Here is a 15,336-nt window from a genome sequence, read left to right as displayed (position 1 = left end):
GTGACGGCCATCGATCTCAACGCCGATCTCGGCGAAAGCTACGGCGCATGGACTCTGGGCGACGACGACGCCATGCTCGCCGTGGTCTCGAGTGCCAACGTTGCGTGCGGCTTTCACGCCGGTGATCCCACCACTCTGTTGCGGACGTGCCGTTCGGCAGCTCGAGCAGCCGTGCGCATCGGAGCGCAGGTCGGCTATCACGACCTCGCCGGGTTCGGCCGACGCTTTCTCGACGTCTCCCCCGCCGACCTCACCGCCGACGTGATCTACCAGATGGGCGCACTCGATGCGCTCGCCCAGGTAGCCGGCTCTGCCGTTGCCTACGTCAAACCGCATGGGGCGCTGTACAACGCGATCGTGCATCACCGCGAGCAGGCACGAGCCGTGGTCGACGCCGTCACCTCATACGACGCGACCCTGCCGGTGCTCGGGCTCCCCGGCTCGGTCTTCCTCGAGGAGGCGGAACGGGCCGGACTGCGTACTGTCGCAGAGGCTTTCGCCGACCGCGCCTACACACCGCAGGGCACGCTCGTCTCGCGCTCGGAGCCCGGCGCGGTGCTCTCGGACCCCGACGCCGTGGCCCAGCGAGTGTTGACCATGGTCACCGACGGCACCGTCCGAGCGGTGGACGGCTCGAACATCGACGTTCGGGCCGACTCGATCTGCTTGCACGGCGACTCCCCCGGCGCAGTCGCGATGGCCACCGCCGTCTCGAACCTACTGCGCACCAACGGTATCGACATCTCGGCATTCGTCCGATGAAGATTCTCTCGGCCGGTGAGAATGCACTGCTGGTCGAATTCGACGGACTGTACGAGACAATGGCGTACTACCGGGCGCTGGCGGCCGATCCGCCGCCTCCGATCGTGGATCTGGTTCCGGCTGCCCGCACGGTGTCGGTGACGTTCGACGGACCGCCGGCGCCCGTGCTGCAGTGGATCTCGTCGGTACAGCCATCCGTCGAGGGGACGGAAGCAGGGTCCGGCACCGTCACGATCCCGGTGGTCTACGACGGCGAAGACCTCGACGAGGTGGCCCGCCTGACCGACTTGTCCACCACCGAAGTCGTTGCGGCTCATCTCGATCAGACATGGACAGTCGCGTTCGGCGGCTTCGCGCCCGGGTTCGGCTACCTGGTCGGCACCGACACCCGACTGCACGTCCCGCGGCGCACGTCGCCGCGTACCAGCGTTCCTGCCGGTTCGGTGGGGCTGGCGGGCGAGTTCTCGGGCATCTACCCACGCTCCTCCCCCGGCGGCTGGCAGCTCATCGGCCGAACGGACGCGCAATTGTGGAATCTCGACCGCGATCCACCCGCACTGCTGCGCCCCGGCACCACCGTCCGATTCGAGCGAGCATGAGGGCCCTGACCGTGCTGAGGACGGGGCCGCTGTGCACCGTGCAGGATCGTGGCCGCCCGGGGCACGCGTCGATCGGTGTCGGCCGCTCCGGTGCCGCGGACCTGCAGTCGCACGATGCCGCAAACCGCCTGGTGGGCAACAACTCCGATGCCGCGACACTGGAAGTGACCTTCGGCGGACTGACGCTACGCGCCGAGTTCGACACTCTCGTCGCAGTCACCGGTGCGCACGTGACCTGCCGCGTCGACGGCACGGAGCAGGGACTCTGTTCGACACTGGTGATACGAGCGGGGCAGGAACTGGAACTGTCCGCGCCGACCTGGGGTCTGCGCAGCTACCTCGCCGTACGGGGCGGGATCGACGTGCCCGTTGTCCTGGGCAGTCGCTCGACAGACACGATGTCGGGCATCGGCCCGGCCATCCTGACCCCCGGCACCGCCCTGCCTGTCGGCAACGACAAGGCGTGCTGGCCCGCTGCAGATTTCGCACCACCGCGCGCCCAACCCGACGCACTTTGCGTCAGCTTCGGGCCGCGCGAGAACTGGTTCACCGAGCGCGCTCGATCGCTACTGCTCGAGCAGCCGTGGACAGTGACGCAGGATTCGGATCGCGTCGGGATCAGGCTGGACGGTGCCGAACCCTTGACCCGCGCGATCGACGACGAATTGTCCAGCGAAGGAATGGTTCTCGGTTCGCTACAGGTTCCGCCGTCCGGTCAGCCGGTACTGTTTCTCGCCGACCATCCCGTCACCGGCGGCTATCCGGTGATCGCCGTAGTCACCGCGGGCGATGTGTCCGCCGCCGCGCAGCTGACCCCCGGCAGTCGGGTGCACTTTCGCGCTATCGGTTGATCCCGGCCGAAGCTGGGCAGATCTCCCGAATGCTGCGCCGCAGGGCATCGGACATGCATTCGGGTAGTCCGAGCGGGCGAACCATGGCGTCGGCCTGGTGGAACAGGTGCGTCCAGCCATCGATCAGATCGATTCCGCGGTCCGCGGTATAGGCCTCGGCGGCATTGCGCGTGTCGGCGTACACGAAGTCGTACACCGTAGCCGACGGTGCCAGTTCGCCTGCCCCCCAGGCGAGCTGATCCTCGGAGCCGTCACGGCCGATCGGCGTCGCGTTGATCACCAGGTCGTAGGAGTCCAGATCCACTGCCCGATCCGACCAGTCGACAACCGAGGCCGACCCGTTGTACCCGTCGAGCTCGGCGACGAGCCCGGCCGCCGAGCTCCGGTCGACGTCCGAGACCACCAGACTGTCGATGCGGCCCTGCAGCGCGAAGGCGGCGGCGTGCGCGGCGCCACCGGCTCCGAGCAGCAGCGCCGAGCCGAAGGTACGTCCCGAGGTTGCCGCTCGTACCGCCGCGATGTCGGTGTTCATGGCGAACAGGGCTCCAGCACGCAGGAACAGCAGATTCGCCACCCCGGAGACCGTTACATCCGGATCTGCCTCGTCGGCAACCGTTGCAGCCCAATGCTTCCAGGGCATCGTCACGTTCGCAGCATCGGTACGCCCGCCGCGGAGGGCACTCTCGACGTCGGGCAGGTCGGCAACATCGGCGACCTCCCAGGCGTCGTAGCTGGACGACACCTCGGCGATCTCGAACGCACGCGTCCACAGCGCGGGTGACATCGCCGTGGACGCGTGCGAACCGACCAGAGTCAGTGAGCTCATACCGACTTCGAGACACGCTCTGCAACAACGGCTTGTGCTACAGGGACGGCCTGATCGGAGACGGAGGTGACATCCGAGGAGCCCATGTTCTTCATCAGTGCTGCTACCACGGCCGAGATGATGCATCCCAGAGCCAGGTACGCCGCGACGTAGTGCCACGAGCCGTCGTTCCAGCTGACCAGCGCCGCTGCGATGAACGGGGTGAAGCCACCGGCGATCGCGCTGGCGACCTGATAGCCCACACCGGCTCCGCTGTAGCGAAGTTCGGGGCCGAACATCTCGGTGAACAGCGGCTGCTGCACCGAGACCACCATGTCGTGCGAGACGTTGACCAGGATGACGGCCAGTATCACGATCGCTACCACCGAGGCTGCCTGCAGGGACAGGAAGAAGGGGACGGCTGCCAGTGCGCCGACGACGGCACCGGTGACGAAGATCGGCTTACGGCCGAATCGGTCGGCGATTGCCGCGTAGGTCGGGATGCTCAGGATGCCGATGCCGCCGACCAGCAGCGCGACGTTGAGCATGAACTGACGCTCGTAGCCCAGTTCGTTGACGGTGTAGCTCAGCGCGAACGTGGTGACGATGTACATGGTGAACAGCTCTGCCATGCGCAGCGCGATGATCTTGAGGAACGAGCCGGGGTGCTCGGTGATCGCCTGGATGACCGGCAGCTTCTTCTTCTCGCCGCTCTCCTCGACTGCCTGCTCGAACACGGGCGATTCCTCGACACCGGATCGGATCCACAGGCCGAACAGTACGAGCACGGCGCTGGCCAGGAAGGGTACGCGCCAGCCCCAGCTGGTGAATGCGTCGTCGCTGAGCAGGTTGCTCATGATGGTGACCGCACCGGTGGCGAGGATGAGGCCAACGGAGTAGCCGACCTGGACGCCACTGCTGTAGAACGCCTTCTTCTTCGCCGGCGCGCTCTCGACAGCCATCAGGGATGCACCACCCCATTCACCGCCGACTGCGAAGCCCTGGATGGCGCGCAACAGCACCAGCAGCAATGGCGCGAACCAACCGATCGACTCGAAGTTGGGAACCAGGCCGATCAACGCGGTTGCGACGCCCATCAGCAGCATCGTCCAGATCAGCATCCGCTTGCGTCCGAGGCGGTCACCGAAGTGGCCGAAGAAGATGCCGCCGAGGGGCCGGAAGAGGAAGCCGACACCGAAGGTCGCGAACGCGGCCATCACACCGACTGCGGGCGAGACGCTCGGGAAGAACTGGGAGTTGAACACCAGCGCGGCGATGATGCCGTACAGCAGAAAGTCGTACCACTCGACCACGGCACCGACGAAACTGCCGATGGCAGCTTTCCGTGCTCTGGATCCGTCCGCGACTGCGACGTCAACGTTCACTTGTCGGCCCTTCGATTTTGTGCGCATCGCGCACAGATGTTTGTTATTCGCACAACTGTAACCAGAGGCGGCCTTTGTGGTCAACACCACAAGCACGGAGCGGTGTGATGCAGCGTGAACTGGGCCATGAGGCAGACTCGAACCATGACGGCCGAGATCGCCCCCGACGACCAACGCCCCACCTGGTTCGTGCAGTCACTCGAACGCGGCCTGAGCGTGCTGCAGTGCTTCGACGACGCACATCCGGCCCGCACGCTCACCGAGGTCGCCGAGGCCGTCGGAGTCACCCGAGCAACGGCTCGCCGACTGCTGCTGACGCTCGCAGAATTGGGATTCGTCCGCCAGGACGGCCGTCAGTTCACCCTCACCCCTAGAGTGATGAATCTGGGCTTCTCGTTCCTGTCCGGAATGGACCTTCCCCGCCTGGCCGAACCCCACATCGAAGCGCTCGCAAGACAATTGGGCGAGACAACGTCGGTGGCCATCCTCGACGGATTCGACATCGTCTACGTCGCACGCGTTCCGTCGTCTCGCATGTTGCGGGTCGTCATCACGTTGGGCACTCGATTCCCGGCTCACGCAACGTCTTCGGGTCGAGTGCTGCTCGCAGCCCTCCCCGAGAGCGAGCTCGAACGATACTTCGCCGACGCCCCCATCGAAGCCCTGACCCCGCGCACGCTCGTCGATCGAGACGCACTGCGCGCCGAGATCACTCGGGTACGCAGCGCCGGATGGTCGGAGGTCGTCGACGAACTGGACGTCGGAATGCGCGCTGCGGCAGTACCTTTGCGCAACAGTAACGGCACCGTCGTAGCGGCATTGAACACGTCACTGCACGCGAGGAACTACACCCCGACGGACATGATCGACACCGTCGTCCCGGCGATGCACGACACCGCCGCCCGCATCAGAACCTAGGTCTACCCGCGGCGTTGCCGGGCGATGTCGGCAAGCACGACGCCTGCCGCGACGGAGGCGTTGAGCGATTCCACCGGCCCCGCCATCGGGATCGACAGGATGTGATCGCAGGTCTCGCTGACCAGACGCGAGAGGCCCTTGCCCTCGGATCCGACGACGATGACAACCGGACCCTTACCGTCGAACGTGTCGAGTTCGGTGTCGCCGCCGGCATCGAGGCCGACGACCGTGACGCCCTTGGACTGCCAATCCTTCAGCGTCCGAGTCAGATTGACCGCTCGCGCGATGGGCAGCCGAGCAGCGGCGCCGGCACTGGTTCGCCATGCCACTGCGGACACACTCGCACTGCGCCGCTGCGGGATCACGACGCCGTGGCCACCGAACGCCGCCACCGAACGCACCACTGCGCCCAGGTTGCGTGGATCGGTGATGTTGTCGAGCGCAACGAGCAGCGCAGGTTCCTGGTGCGTGCGCGCGTTCGAGATCAAGTCGTCGGGATGCGCATAACGGTACGGCGGTACCTGCAGCGCAAGGCCCTGGTGCAGTCCGTTGGCGCTGAGCTTGTCCAGATCGGAGCGTGGCACCTCGAGGATAGAGATGCGCGCGTCGCCCGCTCGCTGGACGGCTTCCTTGAGCCGGTCGTCGCTGTCGGTCCCGACAGCAACCCACAGGGCCGTCGCGGGCACACCTGCGCGCAGGCACTCGACGACGGGGTTGCGACCGAGTACCACCTCGGGGCCGTCTTCGGCCTTTCGTCCGGCCGGCCTGCTGCCTGCGCGGCCACCGGTGGTGCCGCCGCGGTTCTGCGCGGACTTCTCGGCGAGCTTCGCCCGACGCGCCGCGGGATGCTTGGTGCGCTCGGAGGCGGGAGGCGTCGCACCTCGTCCTTCGAGGCCCTTACGACGCTTGCCTCCGGAACCGGCGACCTGCCCCTTCTTGGTGCCGTCCTTGCGGATTGCGCCGCGCCTACTCGAATTGCCTGCCATCACAAACCTGCTTCGTCGGTCTTGCTCGTACCCAACGACCATTCGGGCCCGTTGGGAGTATCTGTCACGTCGACTCCGGCCTCGGCCAATCGATCGCGTATCTCGTCTGCGGCGGCCCAGTCCTTGGTCGCCTTCGCCGTTGCTCGACGCTCCAGCTCGGCCTCGACCAAGACGCCGAGCGCACCGAGAGCGGCTGCATCGGAACCATTGTCGCTGGCCCAGTGCGGATCGAGCGGGTCGACGCCCAGAATGTCCAGCATCGCCCGCACACTGCCTGCGTGCTCCACCGCGGCCGGTAGGTCACCGGACTCGAGCGCGGTGTTGCCCAACGTGACGGTGGCATGAATTTCGGCCAACGCCTTGGGAACTCCGAGGTCGTCGTCGAGGGCCGCGGCAAATCCTGTGGTCCACTTGCCCATCGGTACCTCACCGGCGCGTTCGACGGCTCGTCGGACGAACCCCTCGATGCCCCGATACGTCACGGCCGCGGTCTCGAGCGCGGTGTCGGAGTACTCGAGCATCGACCGGTAGTGTGCGCCACCGAGGTAGAACCGAAGCTCTTGCGGCCGAACCTTTTTGAGCACATTGGGTACCGAGAGAACGTTACCGAGGGACTTCGACATCTTCTCGCCCCCCATCGTCACCCACCCGTTGTGCAGCCAGTACCGCGAGAAACCGTCTCCGGCCGCCATCGACTGCGCGCGCTCGTTCTCGTGATGCGGGAACACCAGATCGAGCCCGCCGCAGTGGATGTCGAAATCCGCGCCGAGGTACGTCTCCGCCATTGCCGAGCATTCGAGGTGCCAACCCGGGCGACCCGGGCCCCACGGCGTCGGCCATGACGGCTCGCCGGGCTTGGCACCCTTCCACAGCGTGAAATCGCGGGGATCACGCTTGCCCTCGGCGACGCTCTCGCCCTGGTGCACGTCGTCGAGCTTGTGGCCGGACAGCGCGCCGTAACTCGGGAAGCTCTGCACGTCGAAGTAGACGTCGCCGCACTCGTCGGCGTAAGCGTGGCCGCGTTCGATCAGGCGCTCTATCATCTGGACCATCTGGGTGATGTGCCCGGTGGCGCGCGGCTCGGCCGACGGCGGAAGTACCCCGAGTCGGTCGTACGCCCAGGTGAAGGACCGCTCGTAGGTCGCGGCCCACTCCCACCACGGACGGCCCGCATCGCGTGCCTTGTTGAGGATCTTGTCGTCGATATCGGTGACGTTGCGGACGAAGGCGACGTCGTAATCGTGCGCCAGCAACCACCGCCGCAACACGTCGAACGCGACACCGCTGCGCACATGACCGATGTGAGGTTCACCCTGCACAGTCGCCCCACACAGGTACACCGATGCATGGCCAGGGACCAAGGGGGTGAATTCCCGCAAGGCCCTCGTCTCGGTGTCGTGTAGGTGAAGGGTCACGACCAGCAATGCTACCGGTGGTTTTACCCCGTCATGACAAGTGCGGTCGCGATGGCGGCAATTCCTTCACCGCGACCGGTCAGGCCGAGCCCGTCGGTGGTGGTCGCAGACACCGATACCGGCGCACCGAGCACGCGCGAGAGAACCTCCTGCGCCTCGACGCGGCGCGGTCCGATCTTGGGCCTGTTGCCGATGATCTGTACCGCAGCGTTGCCGATAGCGAATCCGTCCGCGTCGAGCAGCCGCTTGACCTCGGTCAACATGGCAGCTCCGCTGACCCCGTCCCATTCTGGACGGCCGGTGCCGAAGACCGAGCCGAGGTCGCCGAGACCTGCTGCGGACAGCAACGCGTCGCACAGAGCGTGGGAGGCGACGTCACCATCGGAATGTCCCTCGAGTCCGTCCGCGTCCTCGAACAGTAATCCGGCCAGCCAGCAGGGTCGGCCGGGAGCAATCGGATGGACGTCGGTGCCGATGCCGACTCTCATAACGCGCCTCTCACAGCAGGGCCTGTGCCAGTAACAGATCGTGTGGTGTGGTGATCTTGAATGCGAGGGCGTCGCCGACGATGGTGTGCACCGTTTCGCCGATGCGCTCGACCAAACCCGCGTCGTCGGTGGAGACGTCGGTGGCCGCGTCGTACGCACGACGCAGGACGTCGGCGTCGAAGCCCTGTGGTGTCTGTACCGCTCGCAGACTCGCGCGATCGGGTGTGCCGACCACTGCGCCCATGAGGTCGACGGACTTGATGGTGTCGACGACCGGAAGAACCGGAATCACGGCGGAGCGGCCGGCGCGGACCTCGGCCACGACGCGGGCGATCAGCGTCGGTGGAGTGAGGGCACGCGCGGCGTCGTGCACCAACACGATGGACGCGTCACCGACAGCAGCGAGACCGGCTCGCACGGAATCGGTGCGCTCGATGCCACCCGCTACGACGAGGACATCGGCACCCACGTGGCTGCGAGCCACGTCGAGAAGATCCGCGGGGACTATGACGACGATGCGATCGACGGCACCCGAGGCCCGAAGTCCGTCGACGGACCGCGTCAGAAGAGAGTCGGTACCCAGACAGACGAATGCCTTCGGCTCGTCGTGTCCGAGCCGAAGGCCTTTGCCTGCAGCGGGTACCAGCGCGACTACGTCGCCGGCAGCACCGCTCACTCTACGAAGCTGTTCACACTACGAAGCTGTGGCGAGAACTTCGTCGAGCATGGTGTCGGCCTTGGCCTGGTCGGTTCCTTCGGCCAGTGCCAACTCGCCGACCAGAATCTGACGTGCCTTGGCGAGCATGCGCTTCTCGCCTGCCGACAGTCCACGATCCTGTTCGCGTCGCCAGAGATCGCGGACGACCTCGGCTACCTTGTTCACGTCACCGGAGGCCAGCTTCTCCAGGTTCGCCTTGTAGCGGCGAGACCAGTTGGTGGGCTCTTCGGTGTGCGGTGCGCGCAGCACCTGGAAGACTTTGTCGAGACCTTCTTGCCCGACGACGTCGCGAACGCCTACGTACTCCGCGTTGTCCGCGGGGACTCGAACGGTGAGGTCGCCTTGCGCGACCTTGAGAACCAGATACTCTCTCGGTTCACCCTTGATGGTGCGTGTCTCTATCGCTTCGATCAGCGCCGCTCCGTGATGGGGGTAAACGACGGTGTCTCCGACCTTGAAAATCATGTGACAAGTGCCCCTTTCGATTTACCCAGAATACCACGTCCGATATCAACGGTGCAGGTCAGGGGCATAGCGATGCCGAATCAGGGGTTGACACAGACGGCTCGACGTGTATCCGGGGCCACATTTTCACGCGGGCCGTTCTGCATGTTCTTCTCCTGACAGGCACCCCCACCTGGCATCATCGGGCCGCTGGCAGACCCCACGAGCGGTCGGTGGACGAGAACTACTACTCTGCCTAGTGGACGAGATGGACCGAGCCGGCCCGGCACCACATGGAGGACGACCGAAGTGACTGCAATCCACGCTGCGACACCGCTTGGCCGCCATCGTAAAGTGGCCGCCACTCTCGCTCTTCTCGCCGGTGGCGCACTCGCCCTCACGGCGTGCGGCGCAGGCCAGATTTCCCAGACTGCCACCCAGGTCGCCGCTGTCAACGGCAACTCCGCCGACGTCGGGGCAATTCAGCTGCGCAACGTCCACGTGGTGTACCCCGATTCGCAGGAGTACAGCATCGAGCCCGGCGGTACCGTCGAGCTCGGCTTCACTGCCATCAACTCCAATCCCGCCGATTCCGACGAACTGACCGGCATCTCGTCCCCCGAGGCGCAGATCACCATCGTCGACGAGGCGGAATCGGGAAGCAACGAGATCGCTCCGCTCACCGCGCTCGGTGCAGGTTCGCCCGCCGACGTTCAGCTCGACGATCCCCTTCTGCCGATCCAGTTGATCAAGGTCGAGATGGCCGACATCAGCGAGAACGTACGTCCGGGCCTGACCCTTCCGGTCACGTTCGAGTTCGCGAACGCAGGCGAGGTCGTCGTCAACGTGCCCGTCGACGCCGGTCACGAGCTCGAGCGTTCCGAAGAGGCAGTCTCCGAGCACAGCGGCGGCCACTGACCTCCCTCTCGAGGTCACATCACCCTGTCGGTGCCGATCGTTAGGCTCCAACAGTGGTCAAACTGAAGTCGAGCTACCGATGCTCCGCATGTCATCACTCGGTCTCGAAATGGGTCGGGCGCTGTCCCGAATGCGGTAACTGGGGATCGATGGACGAGGTCCAGGCCACCGCCGCTCCTCTGACCACCCGCGCAGGCGCGTCGGCACTGCGTTCCGGCGGCGGGGCGATGATCCCGACCACGCCCGCAGCTGCTCTGACGACCATCAGCAGTGCCACGTCTCAGGCCAACACCACCGGGATCGACGAGTTCGACCGCGTACTGGGCGGCGGTTTGGTGCCCGGTTCGGTCGTTCTGCTCGCGGGTGAGCCCGGAGTCGGAAAATCGACCCTGCTGCTCGAGGTCGTGCATCGGTGGGCCCGCTCGGCGCCGGATCGCCGCGCGCTCTACGTCACGGGCGAGGAATCAGCCGGCCAGGTTCGGTTGCGCGCGGACCGCACCGGCGCGGTACACGAGCGAGTCTTCCTCGCCGCGGAGTCGGATCTGGCCACGGTGTTCGGCCATGTCGAGCAGGTCGAGCCCAGCCTGTTGATCGTCGATTCGGTACAGACGATGCTCGCCGCGGACGTCGACGGCGTCATCGGCGGAGTCACGCAGGTTCGTGCCATCACCAGTGCCCTGACCACCCTGGCCAAGACCACCGGGGTGGCGGTGTTGCTCGTCGGACATGTCACCAAGGACGGCGCGGTGGCAGGTCCGCGGTCGCTGGAGCATCTGGTCGACGTGGTGCTCAACTTCGAGGGTGACAAGCACTCCACGCTGCGGATGATCCGGGGCGTCAAGAACCGGTTCGGGGCCTCCGACGAGGTGGGGTGCTTCGAGCTGCGAGAGACCGGCATCGTCGGCATCAGCGATCCGTCCGGGTTGTTTCTGCATCATCGAAGCGACGCCGTCCCCGGTACGGCCGTCACGGTCACCATGGACGGCAAGCGGCCACTGCTGGCGGAGTTGCAAGCATTGATCGTCGACACGTCGATGCCGTCGCCCCGGCGTGCGGTCAGCGGACTCGACCATGCTCGAGTGGCGATGATCCTGGCCGTCCTCGAACGCCGGTGCGGGGTCAAGGTCTCCAAGGCCGAGGTCTACGCGGCCACCGTCGGCGGCATGCGCACCAGCGAACCGTCCGCTGACCTCGCTCTCGCGGCGGCCGTGGCCTCGGCCGTGCGCGATCAACCTCTCCCTGCGGGAATGGTGATTCTGGGCGAAGTGGGCCTGGCCGGCGAGGTGCGACGCGTGGCCGGGTTGGGCCGCCGACTCGCCGAAGCTGCACGACTGGGTTTCAATTACGCGATCGTCCCCGAGGACGCAGGCCCCATTCCCGACGGCATCAAGGTCAAGACGGTGACCAACGTCGGAGAGGCGTTGACCTATACGCGTATGCGCCCCGTATGACACCGGGCAGTATTCTTTGTCGGGCTGCCCACATGTAGCAGCGCAGTACTCTGTGTTCGCACGAGTAGATCCGCAGCACGACGCCGATATGAACACGAGGGGGTTGGCCATGGAGGGCACCACGCCGTCCCCAGCGTTGCGCGAGACCATTGCTCGGCTCGCACCGGGGACCGCCCTGCGTGACGGCCTGGAGCGAGTTCTGCGCGGCCGCACCGGCGGGTTGATCGTCCTCGGCTACGACGAAGAAGTCGAAGCGATCTGCGACGGAGGCTTCGAGCTCGATGTCGAGTTCGCCCCGACCAGGCTTCGCGAGTTGTCGAAAATGGATGGCGCAGTGGTGCTTTCGACCGACGGCAAACGCATCGTTCGGTCCAATGTCCAGCTGGTACCCGACCACAAGATTCCTACGGTCGAATCCGGTACTCGGCACCGTGCCGCCGAGCGCACCGCCATGCAGACCGGCTATCCCGTTGTCTCCGTGAGCCAGTCGATGAGCATCGTCAGCGTGTACATCGGCGGCATCAGACACGTCGTCGAGGGCTCGGCCACCATCCTCTCTCGCGCCAATCAGGCCGTCGCGACCCTCGAGCGTTACAAGGCCCGCCTCGACGAGAACACTCGCCAGCTCTCGGTCGTCGAAATCGAGGACTTCGTGACTCTGCGCGACGCCCTGACCGTCGCGCAGCGGCTCGAGATGGTGCGACGAGTGTCGGTGGAGATCGAACAGAACGTTCTCGAACTCGGTACCGACGGCCGCCAGCTCGCCCTGCAGCTCGAAGAGTTGTTGGGCGACAACGACGTCGATCGCCAACTGGTGGTGCGCGACTACCTGGCCGGCAACGAGCCGTCGAGCACCACCGGGGTGGAGAAGGCACTCGCCGCCCTCGACAAGCTGACCGACGTCGATCTGCTGGATCTGACCACTCTGGCCCGCGCCTTCGGCTACCCCGCGACCATCGAGGCCCTCGACACCCCGATGAGTCCTCGCGGGTATCGAGTACTGACGCGCGTTCCGCGGTTGCAGTTCAGCCAGATTCATCGACTCGTCGGCGCGTTCGGCACCCTGCAGGGGCTGCTCGCGGCCACTGCTGCCGATCTGCAATCGGTCGACGGAATCGGTGGACTGTGGGCTCGACACATCAGGGAGGGCCTGTCCAGGCTGGCGGAGGCCTCGATCTCGGGTCCGTACGACTAGGACGCCTTCGTCTTCGTCCCCGGCAGGAACCCGGCGTCGATCACGGCCTTCACATACGGCCGTGCGCTCGTGATCAACTGCTCTGCGTCCGAGACGTTGTTCCATACTGCCGACGCCATGGCGTCGGTACGGTCTTCGATGTGCTGATCGAGAGCGGTGCCGTTGTCGGTCAGAGTCTCACCGTCGGCAGAGGTGGTGAGCAGTCCGCGGGTGGCGAGTCGTTCTGCGGCCGAGTCCCATTCGCTCTCGGACCACTGCCTCGTCAGCTGCGTGATGCGCTTGCCGAGTGCTCGGCGGCCGGGCTGCGGGGTCGGGCGGACGGCCTCGTGGAACACGGCCGCTTCCGTCGGGTCGAGTTCTGCGTCGATCAAGGCGGCGAGGTGGCCGTCGCCGCGCCATTCACGCAGAACGGTGATCGAATGCCAGAGGGCAAGATGCGGCACGTCGGGTCGTTCGGTGGAATGCCACGCTGCGGAGAGCGGCCGACCGGCGAACGAGGCGGTGTCGCCGATATCGCCCAGACGGCCAGCCAACGTGGCGAGCGCCGGGTCGTCCGCCAAGGAGCCGAGAGCCGTTCCGAGAACGGAATCGAGCAGTGCCCACCGACGGTCGGACACCGCATCCAGACCGACGGCCACAGCGGCAGGCCACGCGCGCTCGATCAGTACCGGGTTGAAGTTGTAGAACGCAGCCGCAACGACACTCGGCGCGCACGGGCCCATCGGGGCGGCCCGTGCACCGACGTACCAGGCATGACCGTCGAGTCCGGTGTCCTCGTAGGCCGTCCCCAACTCGGGATTGAAGTAGGCGGTGACGTGAAAGGGTTCGAGAGTCTTGTAGGCGGCACGGGCGAGGGCTGTCGAAGTGGTCATGAGATTCGACCGTACTCAGCCGGTGATGTTGAACGGCTCCGGCACACTCTTGAGCTCGCCGAGCTGCGCGATCGCCTGGTACGCACCGACACCCACCGGGATGCGCTCTTCACCGCAGCCGGGGACGGAGTTGGTGCCCGACCACTTGACCGTGAATCCGGCTTGCTCGCCGGGCTTGAAGGTACGCAGATCGGACGCGGCGTTGGGGAAGCAGTCGACGTTGGACCAGATGCGCTGATTGTCGAGGGTGTAGACGAGCGCCTGCTGCAGACCGGCACCGACTTCGCGCTGACATTCCGCGGAGCCGATGTTGGTGATGACCACGGTGAACACGGGCTCTTCACCCAGACGGTAGGTGGCCTTCTCCGGCGTCACCTTGATTGCCAGTGACTGGTCCGGGCACTGATTGGCGATCACCGGAGCCGGTGCACCGCTGGTGATCACTGCTGCACCGCCACCGGCTGCAGAGTCGGTGCCTCCACCTGATCCGCCCGATCCACCGGAACCGCCGCCGGAGCCACCCGAGCCGCCGGAATCACCTTCGGTAGCGGACGAACTGGGTGATGGCAGAGCCGAGGTCGATGCCGGTGCCGACACGACACCGGCCGGTGCGGCCTCGGTGTCGTCGGAACCGCCGCTGAGCGAAGCGATGAACCACACGATCAATCCGAGGACGACAACGGCCGCACCGATGGCGAGCGCGCGGCGTCGCCAATAGATTTCGGGAGGCAAAGGCCCGCTCGGTTCCAACACGAATCAACCGTATGCGGCCGGAGGCAACCTTTCCCTGAGCCCACGCGGCGTGTCGCGCGAACGACTCGCTCGCACGGGCTCGGTCACGAGTCAGGCGGGCTGTTCGCCGATGTCGCCGATGACCTCGCGGAGCTGAGCGTGCCCCTTCGACAGCTGGTAGGTGAGGCCGACGATCGCGAGTTCCCCGGCCTCTACCTTCTCGGCCACGATGCGGGAGCGCTGCATCAGCAGGTTGCCGGTCTCCTGGACGTGTCGCGCCTCGAACTCGTCGACCGCCTCGTGACCGTCACGTCGGGCCGAGAGCACCGACGGGGTGACGCGTTCGACGACGTCGCGGATGTAGCCACCGGGGACGTCTCCGCTTTCGAGGGCATCGACGGTCGCCTGCACTGCGCCGCAGTGGTCGTGACCGAGCACCACGATCAGTGGCGCGTTCAGCACCGCGACCCCGTACTCGATGGAACCGAGGACGGCGGAGTCCACCACGTGACCGGCGGTGCGAACGACGAACATGTCACCGAGGCCCTGATCGAAGATGATCTCGGCCGCAACGCGCGAGTCGGCGCAGCCGAACAGGATGGCACCGGGATGCTGAGCGCTCTCGAGGCGAGCACGGTCCTCGATGCCCTGCGACGGGTGCAGGACCTCTCCGGAGACGAACCGTTGGTTGCCTTCCTTGAGTGACTTCCAGGCAGCGATCGGATTCGAAGCAGGCATGGGTTTCATTGTGCACGCGGAGCGGGCGCGGGGCGAGTCGGGTTCACTACTGTTGGTAC

At 66.0% G+C, this 15,336-nt stretch carries 17 protein-coding genes; 7 read left to right on the top strand and 10 right to left on the bottom strand.

The genetic code is table 11. The annotated features are described in order from the left end of the window. The 3 genes from ACQR3T_RS14580 to ACQR3T_RS14570 are packed head-to-tail and all read left to right on the top strand — an operon-like array spanning position 1 to position 2,212. Positions 1-762, top strand: coding sequence for a LamB/YcsF family protein (locus ACQR3T_RS14580; RefSeq protein WP_428693870.1), 762 nt, complete (start codon positions 1-3; stop codon positions 760-762). Further along, complete coding sequence (pxpB, locus tag ACQR3T_RS14575; protein WP_032380151.1) at positions 759-1,361, top strand: 5-oxoprolinase subunit PxpB; 603 nt, start codon at positions 759-761, stop codon at positions 1,359-1,361. Before ACQR3T_RS14580 ends, pxpB begins: the two co-directional genes overlap by 4 nt. After that, complete coding sequence (locus tag ACQR3T_RS14570; protein WP_428693869.1) at positions 1,358-2,212, top strand: biotin-dependent carboxyltransferase family protein; 855 nt, start codon at positions 1,358-1,360, stop codon at positions 2,210-2,212. Before pxpB ends, ACQR3T_RS14570 begins: the two co-directional genes overlap by 4 nt. On the opposite strand, the gene ACQR3T_RS14565 is transcribed toward ACQR3T_RS14570, so the two are convergent. Together ACQR3T_RS14565 and shiA are read right to left on the bottom strand one after the other, a co-directional pair. Beyond that, the gene (locus tag ACQR3T_RS14565) at positions 2,202-3,038 is read right to left on the bottom strand and encodes a shikimate dehydrogenase family protein (protein WP_032380149.1); all 837 of its coding nucleotides are present in this window, start codon (positions 3,036-3,038) and stop codon (positions 2,202-2,204) included. The two genes, ACQR3T_RS14570 and ACQR3T_RS14565, sit on opposite strands and share 11 nt — an antisense overlap. Beyond that, on the bottom strand, positions 3,035-4,402 hold the full coding sequence (shiA, locus tag ACQR3T_RS14560; protein ID WP_032380148.1) for a shikimate transporter: 1,368 nt from the start codon (positions 4,400-4,402) through the stop codon (positions 3,035-3,037). Before shiA ends, ACQR3T_RS14565 begins: the two co-directional genes overlap by 4 nt. A 144-nt stretch (positions 4,403-4,546) precedes the next feature. On the opposite strand from shiA, the gene ACQR3T_RS14555 reads away from it, so the two are divergent. After that, on the top strand, positions 4,547-5,320 hold the full coding sequence (locus ACQR3T_RS14555) for an IclR family transcriptional regulator domain-containing protein (protein ID WP_052065957.1): 774 nt from the start codon (positions 4,547-4,549) through the stop codon (positions 5,318-5,320). A 2-nt stretch (positions 5,321-5,322) separates the two neighbouring features. Here the strand turns inward: ACQR3T_RS14555 and rlmB are convergent, their stop codons facing one another. The 5 genes from rlmB to ACQR3T_RS14530 are packed head-to-tail and all read right to left on the bottom strand — an operon-like array spanning position 5,323 to position 9,392. After that, positions 5,323-6,306 carry a 23S rRNA (guanosine(2251)-2'-O)-methyltransferase RlmB gene (gene rlmB, locus ACQR3T_RS14550; RefSeq protein WP_032380147.1) on the bottom strand — a complete coding sequence of 328 codons (984 nt, stop codon included), beginning with the start codon at positions 6,304-6,306 and terminating at the stop codon, positions 5,323-5,325. Then, positions 6,306-7,721, bottom strand: coding sequence for a cysteine--tRNA ligase (gene cysS / locus ACQR3T_RS14545; RefSeq protein WP_032380724.1), 1,416 nt, complete (start codon positions 7,719-7,721; stop codon positions 6,306-6,308). The genes rlmB and cysS overlap by 1 nt, the downstream gene beginning before the upstream one ends. Before the next feature lie 23 nt (positions 7,722-7,744). Beyond that, complete coding sequence (ispF, locus tag ACQR3T_RS14540; protein WP_032380146.1) at positions 7,745-8,209, bottom strand: 2-C-methyl-D-erythritol 2,4-cyclodiphosphate synthase; 465 nt, start codon at positions 8,207-8,209, stop codon at positions 7,745-7,747. Positions 8,210-8,219: 10 nt separating this feature from the next. Then, positions 8,220-8,885: a 2-C-methyl-D-erythritol 4-phosphate cytidylyltransferase gene (gene ispD, locus ACQR3T_RS14535; protein ID WP_032380145.1), complete on the bottom strand. Its 666-nt coding sequence runs from the start codon at positions 8,883-8,885 to the stop codon at positions 8,220-8,222. A gap of 18 nt (positions 8,886-8,903) precedes the next feature. Next, positions 8,904-9,392, bottom strand: a complete 489-nt coding sequence (locus tag ACQR3T_RS14530; protein ID WP_027494344.1) for a CarD family transcriptional regulator — start codon at positions 9,390-9,392, stop codon at positions 8,904-8,906. 288 nt (positions 9,393-9,680) lie between these two features. Between ACQR3T_RS14530 and ACQR3T_RS14525 the strand changes: the two genes are divergently transcribed. The 3 genes from ACQR3T_RS14525 to disA all read left to right on the top strand — a co-directional run bounded on the left by ACQR3T_RS14525 (position 9,681) and on the right by disA (position 12,935). Next, complete coding sequence (locus tag ACQR3T_RS14525; protein ID WP_428693868.1) at positions 9,681-10,289, top strand: hypothetical protein; 609 nt, start codon at positions 9,681-9,683, stop codon at positions 10,287-10,289. Between the two features lie 53 nt (positions 10,290-10,342). After that, the gene (radA, locus tag ACQR3T_RS14520) at positions 10,343-11,740 is read left to right on the top strand and encodes a DNA repair protein RadA (RefSeq protein WP_428693867.1); all 1,398 of its coding nucleotides are present in this window, start codon (positions 10,343-10,345) and stop codon (positions 11,738-11,740) included. A gap of 109 nt (positions 11,741-11,849) precedes the next feature. Further along, entirely contained in the window at positions 11,850-12,935 is a 1,086-nt protein-coding gene (gene disA / locus ACQR3T_RS14515; protein WP_428693929.1) for a DNA integrity scanning diadenylate cyclase DisA, read from the top strand. On the opposite strand, the gene ACQR3T_RS14510 is transcribed toward disA, so the two are convergent. The 3 genes from ACQR3T_RS14510 to ACQR3T_RS14500 all read right to left on the bottom strand — a co-directional run bounded on the left by ACQR3T_RS14510 (position 12,932) and on the right by ACQR3T_RS14500 (position 15,277). Beyond that, positions 12,932-13,807 (bottom strand): SCO6745 family protein, encoded by an 876-nt coding sequence (locus tag ACQR3T_RS14510; protein WP_428693866.1) that lies wholly within the window; start codon positions 13,805-13,807, stop codon positions 12,932-12,934. The genes disA and ACQR3T_RS14510 overlap by 4 nt on opposite strands. Before the next feature lie 15 nt (positions 13,808-13,822). Beyond that, complete coding sequence (locus tag ACQR3T_RS14505; protein WP_428693865.1) at positions 13,823-14,560, bottom strand: hypothetical protein; 738 nt, start codon at positions 14,558-14,560, stop codon at positions 13,823-13,825. Positions 14,561-14,650: 90 nt separating this feature from the next. Continuing rightward, complete coding sequence (locus ACQR3T_RS14500) at positions 14,651-15,277, bottom strand: carbonic anhydrase (RefSeq protein ID WP_032380723.1); 627 nt, start codon at positions 15,275-15,277, stop codon at positions 14,651-14,653. Positions 15,278-15,336: the final 59 nt, after the last annotated feature.

Origin of the sequence: Rhodococcus sp. IEGM1428 (assembly GCF_050321865.1) — a bacterium.
Classification (GTDB): Bacteria; Actinomycetota; Actinomycetes; order Mycobacteriales; family Mycobacteriaceae; genus Rhodococcoides.
The sequence above is the reverse complement of the archived record's forward strand: the minus strand, read 5'-3'. Positions and strand labels throughout refer to the sequence as shown.

Excerpts from the sequence above, each read along its gene's own strand:
- ispF (WP_032380146.1), bottom strand. The coding sequence starts at position 8,209 with ATGAGAGTCGGCATCGGCACCGACGTCCATCCGATTGCTCCCGGCCGA.
- ACQR3T_RS14565 (WP_032380149.1), bottom strand. The coding sequence starts at position 3,038 with ATGAGCTCACTGACTCTGGTCGGTTCGCACGCGTCCACGGCGATGTCA.
- disA (WP_428693929.1), top strand. The coding sequence starts at position 11,850 with ATGGAGGGCACCACGCCGTCCCCAGCGTTGCGCGAGACCATTGCTCGG.
- ACQR3T_RS14510 (WP_428693866.1), bottom strand. The coding sequence starts at position 13,807 with ATGACCACTTCGACAGCCCTCGCCCGTGCCGCCTACAAGACTCTCGAA.
- pxpB (WP_032380151.1), top strand. The coding sequence starts at position 759 with ATGAAGATTCTCTCGGCCGGTGAGAATGCACTGCTGGTCGAATTCGAC.
- ACQR3T_RS14570 (WP_428693869.1), top strand. The coding sequence starts at position 1,358 with ATGAGGGCCCTGACCGTGCTGAGGACGGGGCCGCTGTGCACCGTGCAG.
- ACQR3T_RS14500 (WP_032380723.1), bottom strand. The coding sequence starts at position 15,277 with ATGCCTGCTTCGAATCCGATCGCTGCCTGGAAGTCACTCAAGGAAGGC.
- rlmB (WP_032380147.1), bottom strand. The coding sequence starts at position 6,306 with ATGGCAGGCAATTCGAGTAGGCGCGGCGCAATCCGCAAGGACGGCACC.
- ACQR3T_RS14555 (WP_052065957.1), top strand. The coding sequence starts at position 4,547 with ATGACGGCCGAGATCGCCCCCGACGACCAACGCCCCACCTGGTTCGTG.
- ACQR3T_RS14530 (WP_027494344.1), bottom strand. The coding sequence starts at position 9,392 with ATGATTTTCAAGGTCGGAGACACCGTCGTTTACCCCCATCACGGAGCG.